This window comes from Leptolyngbya sp. CCY15150, assembly GCF_016888135.1.
GTDB lineage: Bacteria > Cyanobacteriota > Cyanobacteriia > RECH01 > RECH01 > RECH01.
Genome location: NZ_JACSWB010000217.1, coordinates 171086 through 189590, shown reverse-complemented (window position 1 = coordinate 189590; position 18505 = coordinate 171086). Strand labels below are relative to the sequence as shown.

The 18505-nt window shown below is 53.6% G+C and carries 17 protein-coding genes, 1 tRNA gene and 1 other annotated feature; of the genes, 12 read left to right on the top strand and 6 right to left on the bottom strand.

What is annotated here, in order from left to right:
* Positions 1-66 precede the first annotated feature (66 nt).
* The 10 genes from JUJ53_RS17055 to rplL all read left to right on the top strand — a co-directional run bounded on the left by JUJ53_RS17055 (position 67) and on the right by rplL (position 8514).
* On the top strand, positions 67-2625 hold the full coding sequence (locus JUJ53_RS17055) for a glycogen/starch/alpha-glucan phosphorylase (RefSeq protein ID WP_204153225.1): 2559 nt from the start codon (positions 67-69) through the stop codon (positions 2623-2625).
* Positions 2626-2704: 79 nt separating this feature from the next.
* Positions 2705-3883, top strand: coding sequence for a transaldolase (locus tag JUJ53_RS17050; protein ID WP_204153224.1), 1179 nt, complete (start codon positions 2705-2707; stop codon positions 3881-3883).
* 366 nt (positions 3884-4249) lie between these two features.
* Complete coding sequence (gene rplS, locus JUJ53_RS17045) at positions 4250-4612, top strand: 50S ribosomal protein L19 (protein WP_204153223.1); 363 nt, start codon at positions 4250-4252, stop codon at positions 4610-4612.
* Between the two features lie 92 nt (positions 4613-4704).
* A tRNA-Trp gene (locus JUJ53_RS17040) sits at positions 4705-4777 on the top strand.
* Positions 4778-4974: 197 nt separating this feature from the next.
* A complete protein-coding gene (secE, locus tag JUJ53_RS17035) occupies positions 4975-5205 on the top strand; it encodes a preprotein translocase subunit SecE (protein ID WP_204153222.1) in 231 nt (76 codons plus the stop codon).
* Positions 5206-5877, top strand: coding sequence for a transcription termination/antitermination protein NusG (gene nusG, locus JUJ53_RS17030; RefSeq protein ID WP_204153221.1), 672 nt, complete (start codon positions 5206-5208; stop codon positions 5875-5877).
* Positions 5878-5884: 7 nt separating this feature from the next.
* Positions 5885-6310, top strand: a complete 426-nt coding sequence (gene rplK, locus JUJ53_RS17025) for a 50S ribosomal protein L11 (protein ID WP_204153220.1) — start codon at positions 5885-5887, stop codon at positions 6308-6310.
* A 93-nt stretch (positions 6311-6403) separates the two neighbouring features.
* Positions 6404-7120 (top strand): 50S ribosomal protein L1, encoded by a 717-nt coding sequence (gene rplA, locus JUJ53_RS17020; protein WP_204153219.1) that lies wholly within the window; start codon positions 6404-6406, stop codon positions 7118-7120.
* Positions 7121-7198: 78 nt separating this feature from the next.
* Positions 7199-7341, top strand: a sequence feature (ribosomal protein L10 leader region).
* Positions 7342-7455: 114 nt separating this feature from the next.
* Positions 7456-8028: a 50S ribosomal protein L10 gene (gene rplJ, locus JUJ53_RS17015; RefSeq protein WP_204153218.1), complete on the top strand. Its 573-nt coding sequence runs from the start codon at positions 7456-7458 to the stop codon at positions 8026-8028.
* A gap of 87 nt (positions 8029-8115) precedes the next feature.
* Complete coding sequence (gene rplL, locus JUJ53_RS17010) at positions 8116-8514, top strand: 50S ribosomal protein L7/L12 (protein ID WP_204153217.1); 399 nt, start codon at positions 8116-8118, stop codon at positions 8512-8514.
* Positions 8515-8654: 140 nt separating this feature from the next.
* Here the strand turns inward: rplL and JUJ53_RS24745 are convergent, their stop codons facing one another.
* From JUJ53_RS24745 to menA, 6 genes are all read right to left on the bottom strand, one after another.
* On the bottom strand, positions 8655-9515 hold the full coding sequence (locus JUJ53_RS24745; RefSeq protein ID WP_239125138.1) for a pentapeptide repeat-containing protein: 861 nt from the start codon (positions 9513-9515) through the stop codon (positions 8655-8657).
* A gap of 116 nt (positions 9516-9631) precedes the next feature.
* A complete protein-coding gene (locus tag JUJ53_RS17000; protein WP_204153216.1) occupies positions 9632-10561 on the bottom strand; it encodes a LysR family transcriptional regulator in 930 nt (309 codons plus the stop codon).
* A 610-nt stretch (positions 10562-11171) separates the two neighbouring features.
* The gene (locus JUJ53_RS16995) at positions 11172-11546 is read right to left on the bottom strand and encodes a DUF760 domain-containing protein (RefSeq protein ID WP_204153215.1); all 375 of its coding nucleotides are present in this window, start codon (positions 11544-11546) and stop codon (positions 11172-11174) included.
* 152 nt (positions 11547-11698) lie between these two features.
* Complete coding sequence (gene scpB / locus JUJ53_RS16990; RefSeq protein ID WP_204153214.1) at positions 11699-12295, bottom strand: SMC-Scp complex subunit ScpB; 597 nt, start codon at positions 12293-12295, stop codon at positions 11699-11701.
* A 194-nt stretch (positions 12296-12489) separates the two neighbouring features.
* A complete protein-coding gene (locus JUJ53_RS16985) occupies positions 12490-13338 on the bottom strand; it encodes an ABC transporter ATP-binding protein (RefSeq protein WP_204153213.1) in 849 nt (282 codons plus the stop codon).
* Between the two features lie 431 nt (positions 13339-13769).
* Complete coding sequence (menA, locus tag JUJ53_RS16980) at positions 13770-14678, bottom strand: 2-carboxy-1,4-naphthoquinone phytyltransferase (protein WP_204153212.1); 909 nt, start codon at positions 14676-14678, stop codon at positions 13770-13772.
* Positions 14679-15322: 644 nt separating this feature from the next.
* Here menA and JUJ53_RS16975 point away from each other — a divergent pair.
* Together JUJ53_RS16975 and menD are read left to right on the top strand one after the other, a co-directional pair.
* The gene (locus tag JUJ53_RS16975; protein ID WP_239125137.1) at positions 15323-16744 is read left to right on the top strand and encodes an isochorismate synthase; all 1422 of its coding nucleotides are present in this window, start codon (positions 15323-15325) and stop codon (positions 16742-16744) included.
* Between the two features lie 8 nt (positions 16745-16752).
* Complete coding sequence (menD, locus tag JUJ53_RS16970; RefSeq protein ID WP_204153211.1) at positions 16753-18495, top strand: 2-succinyl-5-enolpyruvyl-6-hydroxy-3-cyclohexene-1-carboxylic-acid synthase; 1743 nt, start codon at positions 16753-16755, stop codon at positions 18493-18495.
* Positions 18496-18505 lie beyond the last annotated feature (10 nt).

Sequence of the window (18505 nt, the reverse complement as noted above, 5' to 3'; positions counted from 1 at the left end):
CGCAATCTATATCCAGCGATCGCCCCCGTCCATGTTGACCCGACTGCACAACCGCGAGAACAACTCATGACAACCTACGACGCAATCAACAGCCAAAACCAGTCCTTCGAATGTCCCACGGTTCAGGTCGAAGATGACCGTACTGGGCTGAGTATTGAAACGCTCAAGCGAGCCTTTGCCGATCACTTATTTTATCTTCAAGGTAAAAATGCTGCCACGGCGACCGATAACGACTTTTATACTGCCCTTGCCTATACAGTACGCGATCGCCTCCTCTACCGCTGGCTGAAAACCCAAGAACGCTACACGGACGAAAAGGTGAAAATGGTCGCCTATCTGTCCGCTGAATTTCTCATGGGTCGGCATTTGGGCAACAGTTTGATCAACTTGGAAATCTATGACCAGGTGAAGCAAGCCGTTGCCGAAACAGGACTCGACATGGATAAGCTTCTGGAACAGGAAGAAGATCCAGGTCTTGGCAATGGCGGTTTAGGTCGTTTGGCGGCTTGTTTTCTAGACTCCCTGGCGACGTTGGAAATGCCGGCTATTGGCTATGGCATTCGCTATGAATTTGGCATTTTTCACCAAATCATTCGCAATGGATTTCAGCTCGAAATTCCTGACAACTGGTTAAAACTGGGCAACCCTTGGGAAATTGCTCGTCCAGAAGCCAAGGTAGAAATTAAACTCGGCGGCTACACCGAGCCCTACACCGACGATCGCGGCCACTATCGCGTTTGCTGGATTCCAGGACGCACCGTGATCGCCATCCCCTACGACACCCCTGTCCCTGGCTACAACACCAACACCGTCAACACCCTCCGGCTTTGGAAGGCAGAGGCCAGCGACGAATTTGACTTCGACGCTTTTAACTCTGGGCAATATGACAACGCGGTGGCGGAGAAGATGAGCTCTGAGACCATCTCCAAGGTGTTGTATCCCAACGACAATACGCCTCAAGGACGCGAACTGCGGCTAGAACAGCAGTATTTCTTCGTGTCGGCATCGCTGCAAGATATGATTCGCCGTCATTTGATGGTGCATCCTACCTTGGATGACTTCCATGAATACTTCGCCATCCAGCTCAACGATACCCATCCCACCATTGGTATTGCTGAACTCATGCGTTTGCTGCTGGATGAGTATGAACTGGAATGGAACCATGCATGGCACATTACCCAAAACACCTTTGCCTTTACCAACCACACCCTGATGCCGGAAGCGCTAGAGCGTTGGCCTGTCAGCCTGTTGGAACGGGTGTTGCCGCGTCTGTTGGAAATCATTTACGAAATCAACTTCCGCTTCATGGAAGATGTGAAAACCTGGTATCCCAAAGATGAGGGACGTATTTCCCGCCTGTCGATTATCCAAGAGCAGCCTGAGAAGTCGGTGCGCATGGCATCCTTGGCCTGTGTCGGCAGTCATGCTATCAACGGGGTCGCTGCCCTCCACACCGAGTTGCTGAAGCAAAGTGTGCTGAAGGACTTCTATGAACTCTGGCCCGAGAAGTTCACCAACAAAACCAATGGTGTGACGCCGCGCCGCTGGATTTTGCTGAGTAATCCTGCCCTATCGGAGCTGTTGACCGAAAAGCTCGGTGGTAAAGGATGGCTCACCCACCTAGACCAAATGCGCAAGCTGGAAGAGTTTGTGGATGATCCAGAATTTTGCGATCGCTGGCGGCAGATCAAGCAGCAGAATAAGAAAGATTTGGCGGCCTATATCTGGAAGCACAACGGCATTGATGTCGATGTCAACTCCATGTTTGATGTGCAGGTGAAGCGGATTCATGAATACAAACGCCAGTTGTTGGCCGTGTTGAATATCATCACCCTCTACAACCGCCTACGGCGCGATCCAGGGCTGGATATCGTGCCCCGCACCTTTATCTTTGGCGGCAAGGCAGCTCCGGGCTACTACATGGCTAAGCTGATCATCAAATTGGTGAATGCGGTGGCTGATGTGGTGAATCGGGCTCCCCACGTGCGCGGTCGCATCAAGGTGGTCTTCTTGGCCAACTTCAATGCCTCCCTGGGGCAGCGCATTTATCCGGCGGCAGATCTGTCGGAGCAAATTTCCATGGCGGGTAAGGAGGCTTCCGGCACCGGCAACATGAAATTCTCGATGAATGGCGCACTCACCATCGGTACCTTAGACGGTGCCAACATCGAAATTCGCGAGGAAGTGGGTGAAGAGAACTTCTTCCTGTTTGGCTTAACGGCAGAAGAAGTGTTGAGTATGAAACAACGGGGCTATGACCCGATGGAATACTACAACGGCAACCAAGAACTGCGGGATGTGATCGATGCGATCGCCTGTGGTGACTTCTCGCCCGGCGACCCGGATCTCTTCCGCCCCATTGTGGACTCCCTGCTCCACCATGATGAATACATGCTGCTGGCAGATTATCAATCCTATGTGGAAAGCCAGAAGCACGTCAGCCAGATCTATCGGGATCAGGCAACATGGACGCGCATGTCGATCGTGAATGCTGCGCGCATGGGTAAATTCTCCTCCGATCGCACCATCCGTCAATACTGCGACGAGATTTGGAACGTGAAGCCCGTCACCATTGAGGTTGAAGACTACAACCAAGCCAGCGCTGGCTTCAAGGTTGAACAATAGCCATGCTTGGGGTTCGTGCTGCGCAGGATGAACCCCACCGTCCTACCTTTCTGCCCTCTACTGTACTTTCCTTCAAACTATGACTAAGAGCCTACTTGAACAACTTCGTGAGATGACTGTGGTCGTCGCCGACACCGGTGATATTCAAGCCATTAAAAAGGTGAAGCCCCAAGACGCCACGACCAACCCTTCGCTGATCACAGCGGCGGCTCAAATGCCGGAATATCAAGAAATCGTAGATATAACCTTGGCCCAAGCCCAGCAAGATGCGGGTGCTGATGCCAGCCAGAAAGACATCGTCACCCTAGCGTTCGATCGCCTTGCGGTGGCCTTCGGTCTGAAAATTCTCGAAATTATTCCGGGGCGAGTGTCCACAGAAGTCGATGCTCGGCTCTCCTACGATACCGAAGCGACCATTGCCAAAGCCCATGATTTGATTGCCCAATATAAGGCGGCAGGGGTCTCCAGCGATCGCATTTTGATCAAGATTGCCGCCACCTGGGAAGGCATCAAAGCGGCTGAACAGCTTGAGAAAGAAGGCATTCACTGCAACCTCACCCTGATGTTTGGGCTACACCAAGCGATCGCCTGCGCTGAGGCCGGGGTTACCCTAATTTCTCCCTTTGTCGGACGTATTCTCGACTGGTACAAAAAAGATACAGGGCGAGATTCCTACCCTGCTCCGGAGGATCCGGGCGTGCTTTCGGTGACGCAAATCTATAACTACTACAAAAAGTTTGGTCACAAGACCGAAATTATGGGCGCTAGTTTCCGCAATCTAGGAGAAATTACTGAACTAGCCGGCTGCGACCTACTCACCATTTCCCCAAGCCTGCTGGAACAGTTGGATAGCACCATCGCGGAGCTACCCCGGAAGCTCGATCCCAAACAGGCGGCTCAATCTGATCTTGAAGCCATTCAGATCGACAAAGCTACCTTCGAGTCCATGCATAGCACTGACCGCATGGCTTCTGACAAGCTAGATGAAGGTATTCAAGGCTTTTCTAAGGCCCTCGTTGCCCTAGAAGAACTCCTGGCTGAGCGCCTCTCTCGGATTGATGGGAGCGACATCGTCAGCCATGCAGCAGAAGACGTGTTTCGTGCCTACGACCTCGATGGAGACGGCTTCATCACTCGGGAAGAATGGATGGGCAGCGATGCCGTGTTTGATGCCCTCGATCTCAACCATGATGGCAAAATCACCCCAGAAGAAATGGGAGCTGGGCTAGGTGCCGCCTTCCGATTGGCCAAGGTGTAACAGGTTCCCAGGTTAGCCGCAGTTCAAGCAGAGCGCGATCGCTTCTTTATAGGGGCGATCGCGCTTTGGGTGATGGCATCTCTCCCAATCCGGTTAAACAAACGTGAATCTCCAACGGGATGCGGTGGTATCGTGATATCGTTCCTGCGCCCAGACTTTAGTCGTCATAGGAGTAGTCGTCACAGGAGCGATCAAGCCAGGTCTCAACGGGGGAGCGCTGACCCTATAGGTACTGTTCTCAGCAAACACTGTTATCAGCAAGCTCGGACAAGATGTTCAACCTGAGAATTGCTGGGTTTTTATAAAAATGCTAGACATGGCCCCACCCCCTCACGTATAGTAAAGAATTGTGAGTTTCGCTAAACTATGAACACTCAAGAGATCATCCGCTCTGTTGAAGCGGTACATATCAAATCGGATCTGCCTGTGCTTTATGTCGGCGACACGATTCGTGTCGGTGTTCGTATTAGTGAAGGTGGAAAAGAGCGGGTTCAGCCCTACGAAGGAACGATCATCGCTATGCGGAATGGTGGCATTAACGAAACCATTACCGTGCGCCGTGTCTTCCAAGGTGTCGGCGTAGAGCGAGTCTTTATGCTTCACTCTCCCCGAGTGGACACCATCAAAGTGATTCGCCGAGGCAAGGCCCGTCGTGCTAAGCTATACTACTTGCGCGATCGCGTTGGTAAGGCTACTCGCCTCAAGCAACGGTTCGATCGGGCACTGTAGTGCTTGTCGCTATAGGTTTTTCGAGCTGCGTGAAGGAAACGCAAGGAAACTGTTAAACTCTATAGTGGTACGCTGAGTTAGCCTCAGCTCGTGCGCTCTTAGTTCAGTTGGTAGAACGCAGGTCTCCAAAACCTGATGTCGGGGGTTCGAGTCCTCCAGGGCGCGCTCCATTTTTTATGGCCTATGGTTCTTTGATGACGTGCAGTAAGAGTTCGCTCCCAGGGCACGATGTCAGCACAGCCCTTACCCTAGCTGTCATCCGAGCATCGGTTGGTGGGATCCATGGTTGGGGTAGTGGCTAGAGAATCGGCGATGATCGCAAGCTAGGCATCAACAAGGGCACGTATAGCGTAGGTGACGGGATGGCTGAAAAAGGCAAGGCAACTCCAGCGGCAGCAGAAGAAGCAACTTCACAGTTCAATGCATCTGAATTTTTGAAGGGCACGAAAGAGGAGCTTGATAAAGTCGTTTGGCCAAGTCGCCAACAGCTCATCAGTGAATCCATTGCTGTCATTCTAATGGTCAGCCTCTCAGCCACAATCATCTACTTTATAGATAAGTTGTTTAGTTGGGCGGCAAAGCAGGTATTCTAAATGACATTCACGCCAGACGAATCCGAATTGCAAGATGATCAGTTCGGTTCAGACGAATCAAACTTGAATGAATCAGACCCTGAGCAGGGAGAGGCGAAAGACATTCGTCGCTCTGCTCGTTGGTATGCTGTGCAAGTTGCATCTGGCTGTGAAAAGCGTGTCAAGCTTAACCTTGAGCAGCGATTGGGCATGCTTGATGTGGCGAACCGCATCTTCCAGATTGAGATTCCTCAAACCCCTATCCTTAAGCCTACGAAAGCTGGTAAGCCTAAGGAAATTGCTGAGAAAGTTTTTCCTGGCTATGTGTTAGTGCGCATGGTTATGGACAATGAAACTTGGCAGGTCGTCAAGAATACTCCCAATGTGATCAACTTCGTCGGGGCAGAACAGCGAACCCGTACAGGGCGATCGCGTGGGCACGTGAAGCCCATGCCCTTGGGGCACGCCGAAGTTGAGCGGATTTTCAAGCAGGCTCAAGAACAGCGTCCTGTGGTAAAGGTCGATATGGTGGCTGGAGACAAAATTATGGTTTTGTCTGGGCCATTTAAGGACTTTGAAGGCGAGGTGATTGATGTTAGCCCTGAGCGCAGTAAGCTGAAGGCGCTGCTTTCAATCTTTGGGCGAGATACCCCCGTCGAGTTGGAATTCAACCAAATTCAGAAACAGAGTTGATAGATCAATGGCAAAGAAAGTTGTTGCACTAATCAAGCTAGCCATTTCGGCTGGCAAAGCGAACCCTGCTCCTCCCATTGGGCCAGCCTTGGGTCAGCATGGGGTGAACATCATGATGTTCTGCAAAGAATATAATGCCCGTACCGCTGATCAAGTGGGTCTGGTGGTACCCGTAGAAATCTCCGTCTATGAAGATCGGAGCTTTACGTTCATCCTCAAAACGCCTCCTGCCTCTGTGTTGATTAAGAAGGCGATCGGCATTGAGAAAGGGTCGGGCGAGCCTAACAGCAAAAAAGTTGGCACCATCACTCGGGCTCAGCTACAGGAAATTGCTCAGGTGAAAATGCCTGACCTCAACGCCAACGATATTGAAGCCGCGATGAAAATTGTTGAGGGAACTGCCCGTAACATGGGTGTGACCTTAGCAGATTAGTCCTAGCAGACGAACAGATACGCTCAGATTTTTTGTTAAACCCTAGTTGGGGGAGAGGAGCATCCTCGTCAGTACCCCAAGGAGACATACACCATGACGAAAAAGTTATCCCGCCGCTTGAAAGAGCTGTATGCCAAGGTTGAAGACCGCCCCTATGAGCCGGTTGAAGCCCTGAAGCTGCTGCAGGAAACCGCTACAGCTAAATTTCCTGAGTCGGCTGAGGCCCACATCCGCCTTGGCATCGATCCAAAATATACAGACCAACAGTTGAGAACCACTGTTGCCCTACCGAAGGGAACAGGACAGACCGTGCGCGTGGCTGTCATTGCCCGTGGGGAAAAGGTGGCTGAAGCAGCCAATGCTGGTGCTGACCTCAGCGGCTCTGAAGAGCTGATTGCCGACATTCAGAAAGGCATGTTGGACTTCGAAGTTTTGGTGGCAACGCCAGACATGATGCCGCAGGTGGCTAAATTAGGTCGGATGCTTGGGCCTAAGGGATTGATGCCGTCGCCTAAGGGTGGAACGGTGACCTTTGATGTAGCGAAGGCGATCGAAGAGTTCAAAGCAGGGAAGCTAGAATTTCGGGCTGACCGGACAGGCATTGTCCATGTGCTGTTTGGTAAGGCAGGATTTTCTACCGAGGATCTCTTAACGAACCTCAAAGCTCTGCAAGAATGTATCGATCGCAATCGCCCGTCGGGTGCTAAGGGTCGCTACTGGCGCAGTATCCATGTGTCATCCACCATGGGGCCGTCCATTGAAGTAGATATTAGTGCGCTGCGCGATCTGAAAGCTGCGGATGTCGCCTAGCTCTATTTTGGTGTACACTAGCAAAGGCTGATTAACTTCACCATCTACGGGAGACGGTAGATACGAAACATTTCTGCTCTAAAACTTCATAGCAAACCAGAGACAGCAGGTGCCTACGCTTAAATATCCTGCCGAGGTATGCATAGCAAAGGAACCCGTCGCGGTCTGTCCTTTGGTTTGCGAAGCTCTGGTTGAAACACCAGGGCTTTTGTTTTGGAGCCTGCGCCAGACTGATGCTATGTCGTCGTTGCTGACTCGATGCTGCTGATTCGATATAGCCCCAGTCTGTCCTTCAAGTTTGGCGATACACCCACGTTAAGGAGGTGAACAGTGTAATGGGTAGAACGCTAGCCGATAAAAAGGCTCTTGTTGCTGAACTAAAGCAAGAACTGAGCGAAGCTCAACTAGCTTTAGTCATCGACTTTAAAGGTTTGTCCGTTTCAGAAATTACTGAACTACGGAACCAGCTACGCCAGACCGGCGCAAGCTGTCGGGTCGCTAAGAATACCTTGATGAACATTGCCATTGCGGAAGATCCCAATTGGCAACCCATGGAGACATTCCTGCAAGAATCCTCCGCGTTTTTGTTGCTCAAGGATGACTTAGGTGGAGCTATCAAGGCCTACCAAGCCTTTCAAAAAGCGACGAAAAAGACCGTCCTCCGGGGCGGAGTGATGGAAGGTCGGGCTCTTAGCGAAGATGACGTTAAGGCCATTACCGAACTACCCAGTAAGGAAGAACTCATTGCTCGTATTGCTCGGGCCATCAATTCTATCCCTACCAAGGTTGCCGTTGGTGTCAACGCCGTACCCACAAAGTTGGCGGTTGGGATCAAAGAAGTTCCATCATCGTTGGTACGGGCCATCAAGGCTGTATCCGAAAAAGAGGGCGGAGCCGACGCCAGCTAATCCCTGGGGCGATCGCTCTAGACTGCCACTCGGGGGCCACGGTGCCCCATCTGTTATTCACCATTCAACTAAATTTGGAGGACTACCATGTCTGCAAAGACTGACGAAATTCTAGAACAGCTTAAGTCTCTTTCTCTCCTTGAAGCCTCTGAACTGGTTTCCCAAATTGAAGAAGCCTTTGGCGTTGATGCATCTGCTCCTGCTGGTGGTATGCCCATGATGATGGCGGCTCCTGCTGGTGCTGCTGTTGCTGCTGAGGAAGTGGAAGAGCAAACCGAATTCGACTTGGTGCTGGAAGACGTTCCTGCTGACAAGAAGATTGCTATCCTCAAGGTCGTGCGCGCCCTCACCGGTCTGGGTCTGAAGGAAGCTAAGGACTTGGTTGAAGCAGCTCCTAAGGCTGTTAAAGAAGCCATCACCAAGGAAGCCGCTGAAGATGCTAAGAAGCAACTGGAAGAAGTTGGCGCTAAGGTAGCCATCAAGTAGGCGATCGCCTATCTGAAACCGGTTCTTTGATACTAGGTTGAAACCCGAGGAGAGCGATCGCTTTCCTCGGGTTTTTTATGATCCATGGTTGATGATCCATGATCTCTATGGGGTTGAAAAGCGATCGCCCCTGAATCCATTCAGGTTGAAACTGGATCCGACGAACTGGGCACCTCCGGAGTGCAAATATCGCTTTCGGTCACTTTTTTCATGCCTGCCGTTGTGGGATCGATATTGACATCCAACACCGTCCGCCCGTTGTAGCAAGCATTGAGAAATTCAACGCGCTCCACATCAGCGTGGCTCAGATCCGCACTGCGCAGATCGGCCCCCGTGAGATTAGCTCCCGTGAGGTGAGCATGGCTGAGGTTGGCATAGCGAAAGTTAACCGCACGCAGATCGGCCCCTCGCAAATCTGTGCCCTGCAAATCTAACCCTTCTAAATTGGCACCCATGAGGCTGGCCTGAAAGAGAAAGGCTGGTTGACCCATTGCCTGATTCTCCTCCGGTCGCCAAGTGAGCACCTGCGCATCCTGCAGCAACATCACCACATAGCGCTTGCGCTCCGCATTCAGCTCCCGTAGGGTGGCATGGGTGAGGGCCCGCAGGGTGGCTACTTGTTCCAGCGTGCGATGGTCATGGGTTTGCATGAGCACCATGCCTGCCGAGCTGAGATAGGTAGACAGGGCTGTTTGCCGATAGTAGTCAGCGGTCAGTTGGGTTTTGCTGAGGGAGTCTTGAATCTGAAAGGGACGATTAAGCTGTTCGTTAAACCCATTGAGCAGGTTAACAATCGCAATGGAAAGGGTGGCAAAGGCCGTGATGGATGCGCCAACCACAGCGCCGATCGCTTCTCGGGGAACCTTGATCGAGCGCATCGCCTGGATGATCGCCCGCAGAAACGCCCTGACGCCAGACTCCGATGGGGAGGGTGTCGTTTTAGGAAGCGGTTGCGCCTCCGGTTCATGGGAGCGATCCTGATCGGGGGGAGATGATGTCATCCAGGCTAATGATCCACGTCTATAATCACAAGTTGGTGTTGTGGCCGATGGTCTAGGACATGATGGTTCTAGGCATCGGGAGCGATCGCCTCTTCCCTAGCCAAAAGGCGATCGCCCTACTTTGATGAATGGGCTAGGGCTGGGATGGGGGATAGCTTAGGCGCTTCTTCCTGGAGATACTGCAGGAAGGTGGCAGCGACCACCGACAGTTGTTTTCCACCCAAATGGACTACATACCATTGGCGGGAAATGGGGAAGCCTTCAACATCCAGCACGGTGAGATCGCTGTGAGATCCTTCTGGGGTGAGGGTGTGGTGGGATAAAACGGATAGCCCCAAACCGCCAGCGATCGCTTGCTTAATCGCCTCATTGCTGCCTAGTTCTAACCGGACTTTCACCGAGACATTTTCCCGATCAAACAAACTCTCCACCGCGCGCCGCGTTCCCGATCCGGATTCCCGCATGATGAACGGCTCATCATTTAAGCGCTGAATGGGGATATTGCGTTGCCCCGCCAAGGGATGATTGATGGGAGCTAAAACAACCAGAGGATTATCTAGGAAGGATTCCGCTTCAAAATCCAGATTGGTTGGTAACTGACTCATGACATAAAGGTCGTCCTGGTTATTCGACAACCGATCAATCACCCGCTCGTGGTTCGTGACCGTCAACGACACATCAATGCCAGGGTACGTACGACAGAAAGGGCCCAGCAGGCGCGGCACAAAATACTTGGCTGTGGTAATCACCGCTAGACGAAGCTGCCCTTGCTTCATCCCCTTTAAATCTGCAACCGTCATCTCTAGCTGATCGAGATTGGTGAAAATGTCTTTACAGGTTGAGAATAGCGCTTTGCCAGCTTCCGTCAGATAGAGACGCTTGCCGACCTGCTCAAATAGAGGTAAGCCAATCGCCTTGGTTAGTTGCTTGACTTGCATAGACACCGTGGGCTGGGTGAGGAATAGCTCCTCTGCGGCCCGGGTGAAGCTGCCATGGCGGGCCGTTGCTTCAAAGACTTTAAATTGATGCAAGGTAGCGTGGATCACGTGAGACTCTCCCGGAGATTCACTCCGTATCTAAACAGGAACCATGTATCGCGGGTATTCGCATAGAGTTAAGTCTATCATAAATATTCCAGGCAGTGATTCTAATCTATGCTTGCTCGCGATATGATGGGTGTATCGAAGCCTGTATGTATTCCCTTCCAGTTAGCGTTGCACATTGAATCGTGTTGGCAGCTCTTGGGCAAGATGCATCTGCCTGTTCCCAGTCTTGCCCTTGAAGTTAATTGCCTGATGGGTTTTACCCTGAAGGTGTTGCCATCCGCCCTCAGTGTGGAACGCTTTTTCTTGTCTGCAATACGCGTACTGCAGAACTGTCCTTATTCTAAACGGGTTGTGAAATCCCGATCGCTTCTAAGCAACCCATGGGAAAGCCGCAGAGATGGTAAATGCTGTGGAGTGGTGCAACTTACCATTACTGCGGTTTCGGTCGATCAAGAGGTAGGGCAAAGATAGAACGCTGGAACCAAGACTGAACTATTGGCACAGTGGCGATCGCTCCTGACTTTGGGGCGTACTTAACCGATGGCTGCACAACAGGTCAGCCTCGGGATCAGGGGCGATCGCCATTGGGATCGATCGGTCGCGATCGATCTTAAGCGTCGGAATCTGGGAAGGGGTCAAAGTTGGATCGACGGCGCATGGAGAAGGATCCCATCACGCTATCTTCCAGTTCCATGCGCTGCTCCATACGGCGTAGAAAGTAGCCCGTCATCATGGCAGAAGCAAGGAGACCGGCCAGGTTTTCCCGATCGGTTGTAATTTGCATGTTAAAGGACTCAGACGGCAGCACACCGACTAACCCCTGTACATTTTGCGAAATAATCTGCCTAATGTCTGGGCTCACAGATTTAGCCACGCGCGCCAGAACTTCCGGCGGCTGGTTTTGCAAGTAGCTCAGCAGTTGGTTCGCTTGGTCCTCTTCGGCGTTGCCACTGAAGAAATCGCTGTTGTCAGGGTTAAAAACCATAGAGACCATTGGGTTAACTGAATTTAGTCTATTGTGGCATCTAATTGCGGATCCTGTGTTTGAGACCCGCTGGGGATGGGATGCCCTCAGGCTGGGATAGGGCGTCTAGATCGTCGGGGAGTACTGGGGTGAAACCCAGTCAGGCAGGGCGTTTACGCATCGAGCTCTTGGTGGTCGGCTTCCTGATGATCGGCCTCGGGGTGGTCGGCAGCATCGGCGTCTGGCTCGGGATCCTGGGACTCTGGCGGTGCAGGGCGATCGCTCGATGGAGGACTGGCAAAGGGATAGGGCAGAGATTCTACCTGAAAATATTGATAGAATTTTGGCGTGATCTGTAGCCAGTAGGAACGTTCATCAACTTTACGACGCTTCCGAACCAATCCTAAATCGACGAGTTCGGGTACATGTTGATACACTCCAGAACCGCGCAATTCCACCAACTCAGGCTGACTCAGGGGCCCTTTGAGGGCGATCGCTGCCAGGGTGCGCAGGGCTCCGACACCCAAATCTAGGGGAATTAACGTCTCCACCAAGTCATGAAATCTTGGCCGTAGCTGCAGCGCATATCCCTCTGGCGTCTCCACAACTTCTAGGGCACTGTCGCGATGGGCGTAGTCGTCCATCAATTCTAGGATGCCCTCTTCCACCTCGCGGCGATCGCAGCCAGCATAGTCAGCGATTTTGCTCAGCGGCAGTGGATGCCCCTTGAGGTAAAGAATCGCTTCGATTTTGCTAGCCAGGCGGATCATGGTTACCCCAAACGTGGAAAAACAACATGTGCTGAACGGCTAAACCTGAGGTTGGGATGGGCGGAAAGCCGCTTGCTCCCATGGTCTGAGATCTAGATGCGGTTATCCAACCGGCTGACCCATCTCGTTGACCCGCCTTTACCCAAAGGAAGGGTACACCTCAACAACGGCGATGCCCTCGTTAACCGATGGGGTTAGTCTAAGTTGTGGCCGGTGAGTTCCACAAAAATGTCTTCTAGGTTAGACGGACGAATCATCATGCCGGTTTTATCAGCCTGCGCCGCCAGATGCACCTGGGCCTCATCCATGGTGGGAAAGAAGGTATAGTCCCAGCGATCGCCATCTTGCTTCATCAGCAATCCTAGCCCATGCTTGTGGCGCAGTTCGTCTAGGGTGCCCATCTCAATCAGCTTGCCATTGTCCATAATGCCAATGCGATCGCACAGGTATTCCACCTCTTCCATGTAGTGGGTGGTGAGGAGGATGGTCATGCCCTGTTGATTTAAGCCTTTGATGATTTCCCAGAGCCGGCGACGGGTTTGAGGATCGAGCCCAACGGTGGGTTCATCTAAGAATAAGATCTGGGGCTGGTGGAGCAGGGCGCGGGCAATTTGCAGCCGGCGCTTCATGCCCCCCGATAGGGTTTTGACGAGAGACTGGCTGCGATCGCTCAATTCAACATAGTCGAGCCAGCGGCTAATGTCCTGCTGACGGCGGGAGGTGGGGATATGGTGCATCCGCGCGTGGAATTCCATATTTTCCCAAACCGTCAGATCCACATCGACGCTGATTTGTTGCAGCACCACCCCGATCTGTTGCTTCACCCAAAAGGGTTGGCGCACCACATCATAGCCAGCTACGACAATCTCTCCCTGGGTGGGCTGGGTCAAGGTGGTCAACATGCGAATGGTGGTGGATTTGCCTGCGCCGTTGGGGCCCAGCAGACCAAAGATTTCGCCGGGTTGAATGGTCAACGACAAATCATTGACCACACAGACGTTGTTGTAGACTTTGTGGACGTTTTGTAGGGCAACTGCAGCCATGGTCGTGCAAACGTAAACGGTGAGATGAAGAAGGGGTGGGACGTGGGGTCAGAGTTGCCTCCAGCCTAGGGACACCTTGGGTTAAAACAAGCTGTGCTTGGCTAGTATCGCAAGATAGAAGAACGAAGACAGAAGAACGAAAAGGAAGTCCAGGACACACAGGGGTTCCGCCTTAGTTACTAGGCGGGTTACTTCTGCTTCAGAGGACTCGTGCCTAGGCTAGAAAGACTAGGACTGAGGTGAAGGTGATGCAGCATCGGGTCATGCAGCCTTGATCAACTCCCTGGAGAGCGATCGCTGATGATCGTCAACCTTCAATTTAGCAGTCTTAGGTCTGCTCTATCAAAACTCCCATCGTTAAGACCTGTCCGATGGTCGAGCTGTGCTTCACCATCGGACATCCCACCGCCTGCTCCTCGCCCAGGGGCCAGTCATAGCAAGAACCCGATGCCTAACAGCAAACCGCTCCAAAAATGCAGCTTAATGGCGATGAATTTACAGTTGCTAACCCGGTCAGGATGGTTGTGATAGCAGCTGACGTGGCGACAAAGGTGCCAGCCGGGGGGGATGCTCAACAGGATCAACAACGTCCACAAGGGAAACAGTTGCAACGACACAAAGACTATGGTCAGTCCGTAGAGACTGCCCACCACCCAGGGCAGGAGTTGGGCACTGCGCTCGGTACCCAAACGGACAATGGGCGATCGCTTCCCGGCGGCGATATCATCCTCCACTTGATGGAAGTGGGAGCAGAACAGGATTAGGCTAGTGCTTAAGCCTAGGACAATGGACGCAACCAGGCTCATCCACGACCAGGTTTGGGTTTGGCTATAGTAGGCGGCGGATACGGCGAGGGGGCCAAAGCAGCAAAAGCAGAGCGGTTCTCCCAAGCCTTGGTAGCCCAATCGTAGGGGCGGCCCTTGATAGGAATAGCCCAAAGCGCAGCAGAGTAAGACAATGCCTAGGACTGTTGCATCTTGCTGCAAAAGAGCGATCGCTAAAATGCCCAACACGCCAGCCAGCAGACAGCTATTGCCGATCCAGAAAATTAAGGATTTATTGCGGGTTAAATTGACTAACGAATGATGTTTATTTTGATCAATGCCAGTTTCTGAGTCGAAGACATCATTGCTGAGGTTTTCCCAGGCCAGGATGAGGATAGCAGAACAGGTAAAGGTTAGGAATACCGGCAGATGTAGACGCTGGGTTTCGGCAAAGGCGATCGCACTTCCCAGCCAAATGGGCATAATCGCCACGCTATACATGGGGGGCTTGATGGCAGCCATCCAGAGTTGTTTGCGATGCGGCGATCGCACCGTTCTCACCGTTTGAATCGTCATGTCTTAAACGTCAATGGATAGTATCGGGAGCTGAGGGGAGAGCCATCCATCCATCTACCCTCCTACCCAGGGACAAAACCAGGGTGGTTGATTGCCGAGACGGATGCCGTGAACTCCGGCAAGCACCTGAAGTTGGCGCTGTCTAGACCTCAGTATCTCATAGGGTTACAGACGATCGGGTGATTTTGGGCGATCGCTGAGTGAGCCGTTACGAATTGCAATATTCCACCGAGGATTTGCGGAAAATCCTCAGGCGCGAGTCCAGCCTGTCCCCCGATTATTCGTAGAATAGATGAGAGATATCCCAAGGCGTCAATGCCTTTACCTACCTAGGTTCTACCCCAACCCCCAGGTTTCTCATAGCCCGACCTAGGGCGGCCTTGGGGAGTGCTCAGCCATAGTTGTGTCTTGTAATACTCTGCAACACAGTGCAACAGAGTTCCCCTAAACTGCCCCCCACCGTTTATCGTTTGGAAGGGATCGGAGCGCTGGAGCCCGCTGAGTGTGATGCTCTCCATGGGCTTGGGCAGATCGTTGCGAACCGTGGGAGCGGATCGAGGTTGACGGATCTGCGGCCGTATCTCAATGTCGATGTTACCCAGTCAGACTGCCTGAGTGGATGGAAACCTGCCGCTTTGCCTACTATGACCGTAACCCCCCATTCTCGTCCTCGACTGCACACAGAACAAGACCTGTATCAGTGTTTGTTGGCTTGCCAACAGCAGTCCAGTCTGGAGGAGCCTGCGATCGCTAGCCTATCGTGGGAGATCCCGTCGTTGGATCCGCTCATGGTGCTGCAAGCGTTGGCCGTGGCCCAGCAGCCCCATTTTTATTTTGAACACCGGCGGCAGCAGATGGCGATCGCGGCGGTGGGTAGTGCGGTGGCTCAATGCTCTAGCCATCCTCAACGCTTTCAGGATGCTCGATATTTTATGGATGATTGTCTGCGCCGCTGTCAGACGGTTCATTCTCCCAGTCTGCTGCACTTTTTCTGTAGCTTTACATTTTTTCCCCAGGTGAGTCCGGGGGCTCCCTTTCCGGGGGCGACGGTCTTTATTCCTGCTTGGCAGGTGATCAACCAGGGCGATCGCACCAGCGTCACGGCCAATCTTGCGATTACGCCCCAAACGGCGCTACGGGCGGTAACTCGGGCTACTTGGACGACGCTAGAACAGGTGCGATCGCTGGCCTCGCCGGTGGTGTCTCTCTGTCATCGGTTGGATGCCATGCCGGGGCAGGTGCTCTCGGAAGAGACGGATGCCTCCACGTCCCCAGTTCCCTTCCAAGCCTCGGTGCAGGCGGTGTTGGGGGCGATCGCCCAGGGACGTTTGCAAAAAGTGGTGTTGGCCCATGCCTTGGATGTGGTGTCGCCCCAGCCGTTTTCCGTGGTGCGATCGGTGGATAACCTGCGCCGCCGCTATCCCGACTGCTATGTCTTTTCCACGGGCAATGACCAAGGCCATAGCTTTATTGGGGCCAGTCCCGAGCGGTTGCTGAGTGTCCGCGATCGCGCCCTAGTGGTGGATGCCTTGGCGGGATCCTCGCCTCGGGGTGGGTCACCCCAGGACGATGCCGATCTGGCCGATCGCCTGCGCCATAGCCCTAAGGAACGCCATGAGCATCAGGTGGTGGTGGACTTCATCGCCGCTCAACTGCAGGCCGCTGGGCTTACTCCCCGCTATGCCCCTGAGCCTGACCTCTTGCGACTGTCCAACATTCAGCATTTACATACGCCTATCCATGCTCGGATGCCCAATAGCCTGCATCCCCTGGCCTTATTGGCTAATCTGCATCCCACCCCAGCGGTGGCCGGGGTGTCGCGGGATGTCGCCTGCCAGGAAATTTTGCGCCACGAATCCTTTGAGCGATCGCTCTATGCTGCGCCGATTGGCTGGATTGATCACCAGGGCAACAGTGAATTTGTGGTGGGCATTCGTTCAGCCTGGCTCCATGGCAATCGGGCGCGGCTCTATGCTGGCGCGGGCATTGTGGCTGGCTCCAACCCCGACCGGGAGTTGGCGGAAGTGCATTTGAAGCTGCAGGCATTGCTGCAGGCATTGGTTTGAGAGCGACTATGTTGGATTTTCGGACAACAAACAGCCTTTGGTCGTCTGTGATGGCGGAGGTGCTAGCTCGATTAGGCGTGGAAACAGCGGTGCTCTGTCCAGGATCACGCTCAACACCGTTGACCGTAGCCTTTGCCCAGCATCCGGCCATCCAAGCTATTCCTATGTTGGATGAGCGATCGGCGGCTTTTTTTGCCCTCGGGCGATCGCGTCAGACCCGGCAGCCTACGGTGTTGGTCTGCACGTCGGGCACGGCGGGCGCTAACTTTTATCCTGCGGTGATCGAAGCGCAGGCAGGGCGGGTGCCGCTGCTAATTATCACCAGCGATCGCCCCCCGGAACTGCGGGACTGTAATGCGGGGCAAACTATTGATCAGCAAAAACTCTACGGCTCCTACCCCAACTGGTATAGCGAACTGGCGATACCGTCCACAGAACCTGCCCTGTTGGCCTATCTGCGGCAAACCTTGATCTATGCCTGGGAGCGATCGCGCTATCCCGTGGCTGGGCCGGTGCACCTGAACCAACCTTTTCGAGATCCCCTCGCGCCTATTCCCCAAGCCGATGTTCTCGCCCTGGCCAAGCAGTGGGATGAGCCGCAGTTTTTCGCCGCTATCACCCGTGGCACCTCGTCGCCCACGCCCACCCTCGCCCCAGAGGCGATCGCCGACCATGTGGCCACCTGGGGTTCCTGCGATCGCGGCGTGATTATTGCCGGGGTCGATCAACCCGACCAGCCCCGTGCCTATTGTCGAGCGATCGCCTACCTGGCCAAAACCCTGGGCTTTCCAGTCTTGGCAGAAGGTCTATCCCCAGCCCGCAACCATGCGGACTGCAACCCCTACCTCGTGGCGACCTACGACGGCATTTTGCGCCATCCCACCCGCGCCGCCGCCCTTGCGCCCGAGGTCGTGATTCGGATTGGGGAGATGCCGACCAGTAAGGTGTTGCGTCAGTGGTTGGACAAAACCCAGCCGCTGCAATGGGTGATTGACGGGGGCGATCGCAACCTCGATCCCACCCATGGCCGCACCCATACCCTGCGCTGCACCCTCCATCAAGCCGTGCAGTCTCTCCACCTAGCCACCGTCGGCCCACCGGATTATCTCCATGAATGGCTATCTGCCGCTGCCTCGATCCGATCGCTGATTGATCAGCACTGCACCGCTACTGAGCGCTTAGTGGAAAGTAAACTATCGTGGCTTCTGGGGCGATCGCTGCCGCCCCAAACCCCCGTGGTGATTGCCAACAGTATGCCCGTGCGCGATGTGGAATGGTTTTGGCCCCTGAATGCCCAGCAGCATCAGATGATCTTTAGCCGAGGCACCAACGGCATTGACGGTACCCTCTCCACTGCCCTAGGAGCTTGCTATGGCCGCCAGGGAGTGTTGATCACCGGTGATTTGGCCTGCCTGCACGACACCAACGGCTTCCTGGTGCGGCACCATTGGCAAGGGCATTTAACGGTGATCGTGATTAACAACAACGGCGGCGGTATTTTTGGTCTCCTGCCCATTGCCCAAGCCGAGCCCGCCTTGTTCGATACGTTTTTCACCACACCCCAATCGGTGAACTTTGCCCACCTTTGCGCTGCCTATGGCATCGAACATCAGCCCATCAAGTCTTGGGAACAGTTAGTCCAATCGCTCAATCCATTACCTCAGAGCGGTATTCGCGTGCTGGAACTGCTAACCGATCGCTCCATCGATCTGCATTGGCGACAGACCCTTTGGCAGCGCATGAGGCAATAATCCGCCCCAG

Excerpts from the sequence above, each read along its gene's own strand:
- menA (WP_204153212.1), bottom strand. The coding sequence starts at position 14,678 with ATGACGATTCAAACGGTGAGAACGGTGCGATCGCCGCATCGCAAACAA.
- JUJ53_RS17050 (WP_204153224.1), top strand. The coding sequence starts at position 2,705 with ATGACTAAGAGCCTACTTGAACAACTTCGTGAGATGACTGTGGTCGTC.
- rplJ (WP_204153218.1), top strand. The coding sequence starts at position 7,456 with ATGGGTAGAACGCTAGCCGATAAAAAGGCTCTTGTTGCTGAACTAAAG.
- JUJ53_RS17055 (WP_204153225.1), top strand. The coding sequence starts at position 67 with ATGACAACCTACGACGCAATCAACAGCCAAAACCAGTCCTTCGAATGT.
- scpB (WP_204153214.1), bottom strand. The coding sequence starts at position 12,295 with ATGATCCGCCTGGCTAGCAAAATCGAAGCGATTCTTTACCTCAAGGGG.
- JUJ53_RS16995 (WP_204153215.1), bottom strand. The coding sequence starts at position 11,546 with ATGGTTTTTAACCCTGACAACAGCGATTTCTTCAGTGGCAACGCCGAA.
- menD (WP_204153211.1), top strand. The coding sequence starts at position 16,753 with ATGTTGGATTTTCGGACAACAAACAGCCTTTGGTCGTCTGTGATGGCG.
- rplS (WP_204153223.1), top strand. The coding sequence starts at position 4,250 with ATGAACACTCAAGAGATCATCCGCTCTGTTGAAGCGGTACATATCAAA.
- nusG (WP_204153221.1), top strand. The coding sequence starts at position 5,206 with ATGACATTCACGCCAGACGAATCCGAATTGCAAGATGATCAGTTCGGT.
- rplA (WP_204153219.1), top strand. The coding sequence starts at position 6,404 with ATGACGAAAAAGTTATCCCGCCGCTTGAAAGAGCTGTATGCCAAGGTT.
- secE (WP_204153222.1), top strand. The coding sequence starts at position 4,975 with ATGGCTGAAAAAGGCAAGGCAACTCCAGCGGCAGCAGAAGAAGCAACT.
- rplL (WP_204153217.1), top strand. The coding sequence starts at position 8,116 with ATGTCTGCAAAGACTGACGAAATTCTAGAACAGCTTAAGTCTCTTTCT.
- JUJ53_RS16975 (WP_239125137.1), top strand. The coding sequence starts at position 15,323 with ATGACCGTAACCCCCCATTCTCGTCCTCGACTGCACACAGAACAAGAC.
- rplK (WP_204153220.1), top strand. The coding sequence starts at position 5,885 with ATGGCAAAGAAAGTTGTTGCACTAATCAAGCTAGCCATTTCGGCTGGC.
- JUJ53_RS24745 (WP_239125138.1), bottom strand. The coding sequence starts at position 9,515 with ATGACATCATCTCCCCCCGATCAGGATCGCTCCCATGAACCGGAGGCG.
- JUJ53_RS16985 (WP_204153213.1), bottom strand. The coding sequence starts at position 13,338 with ATGGCTGCAGTTGCCCTACAAAACGTCCACAAAGTCTACAACAACGTC.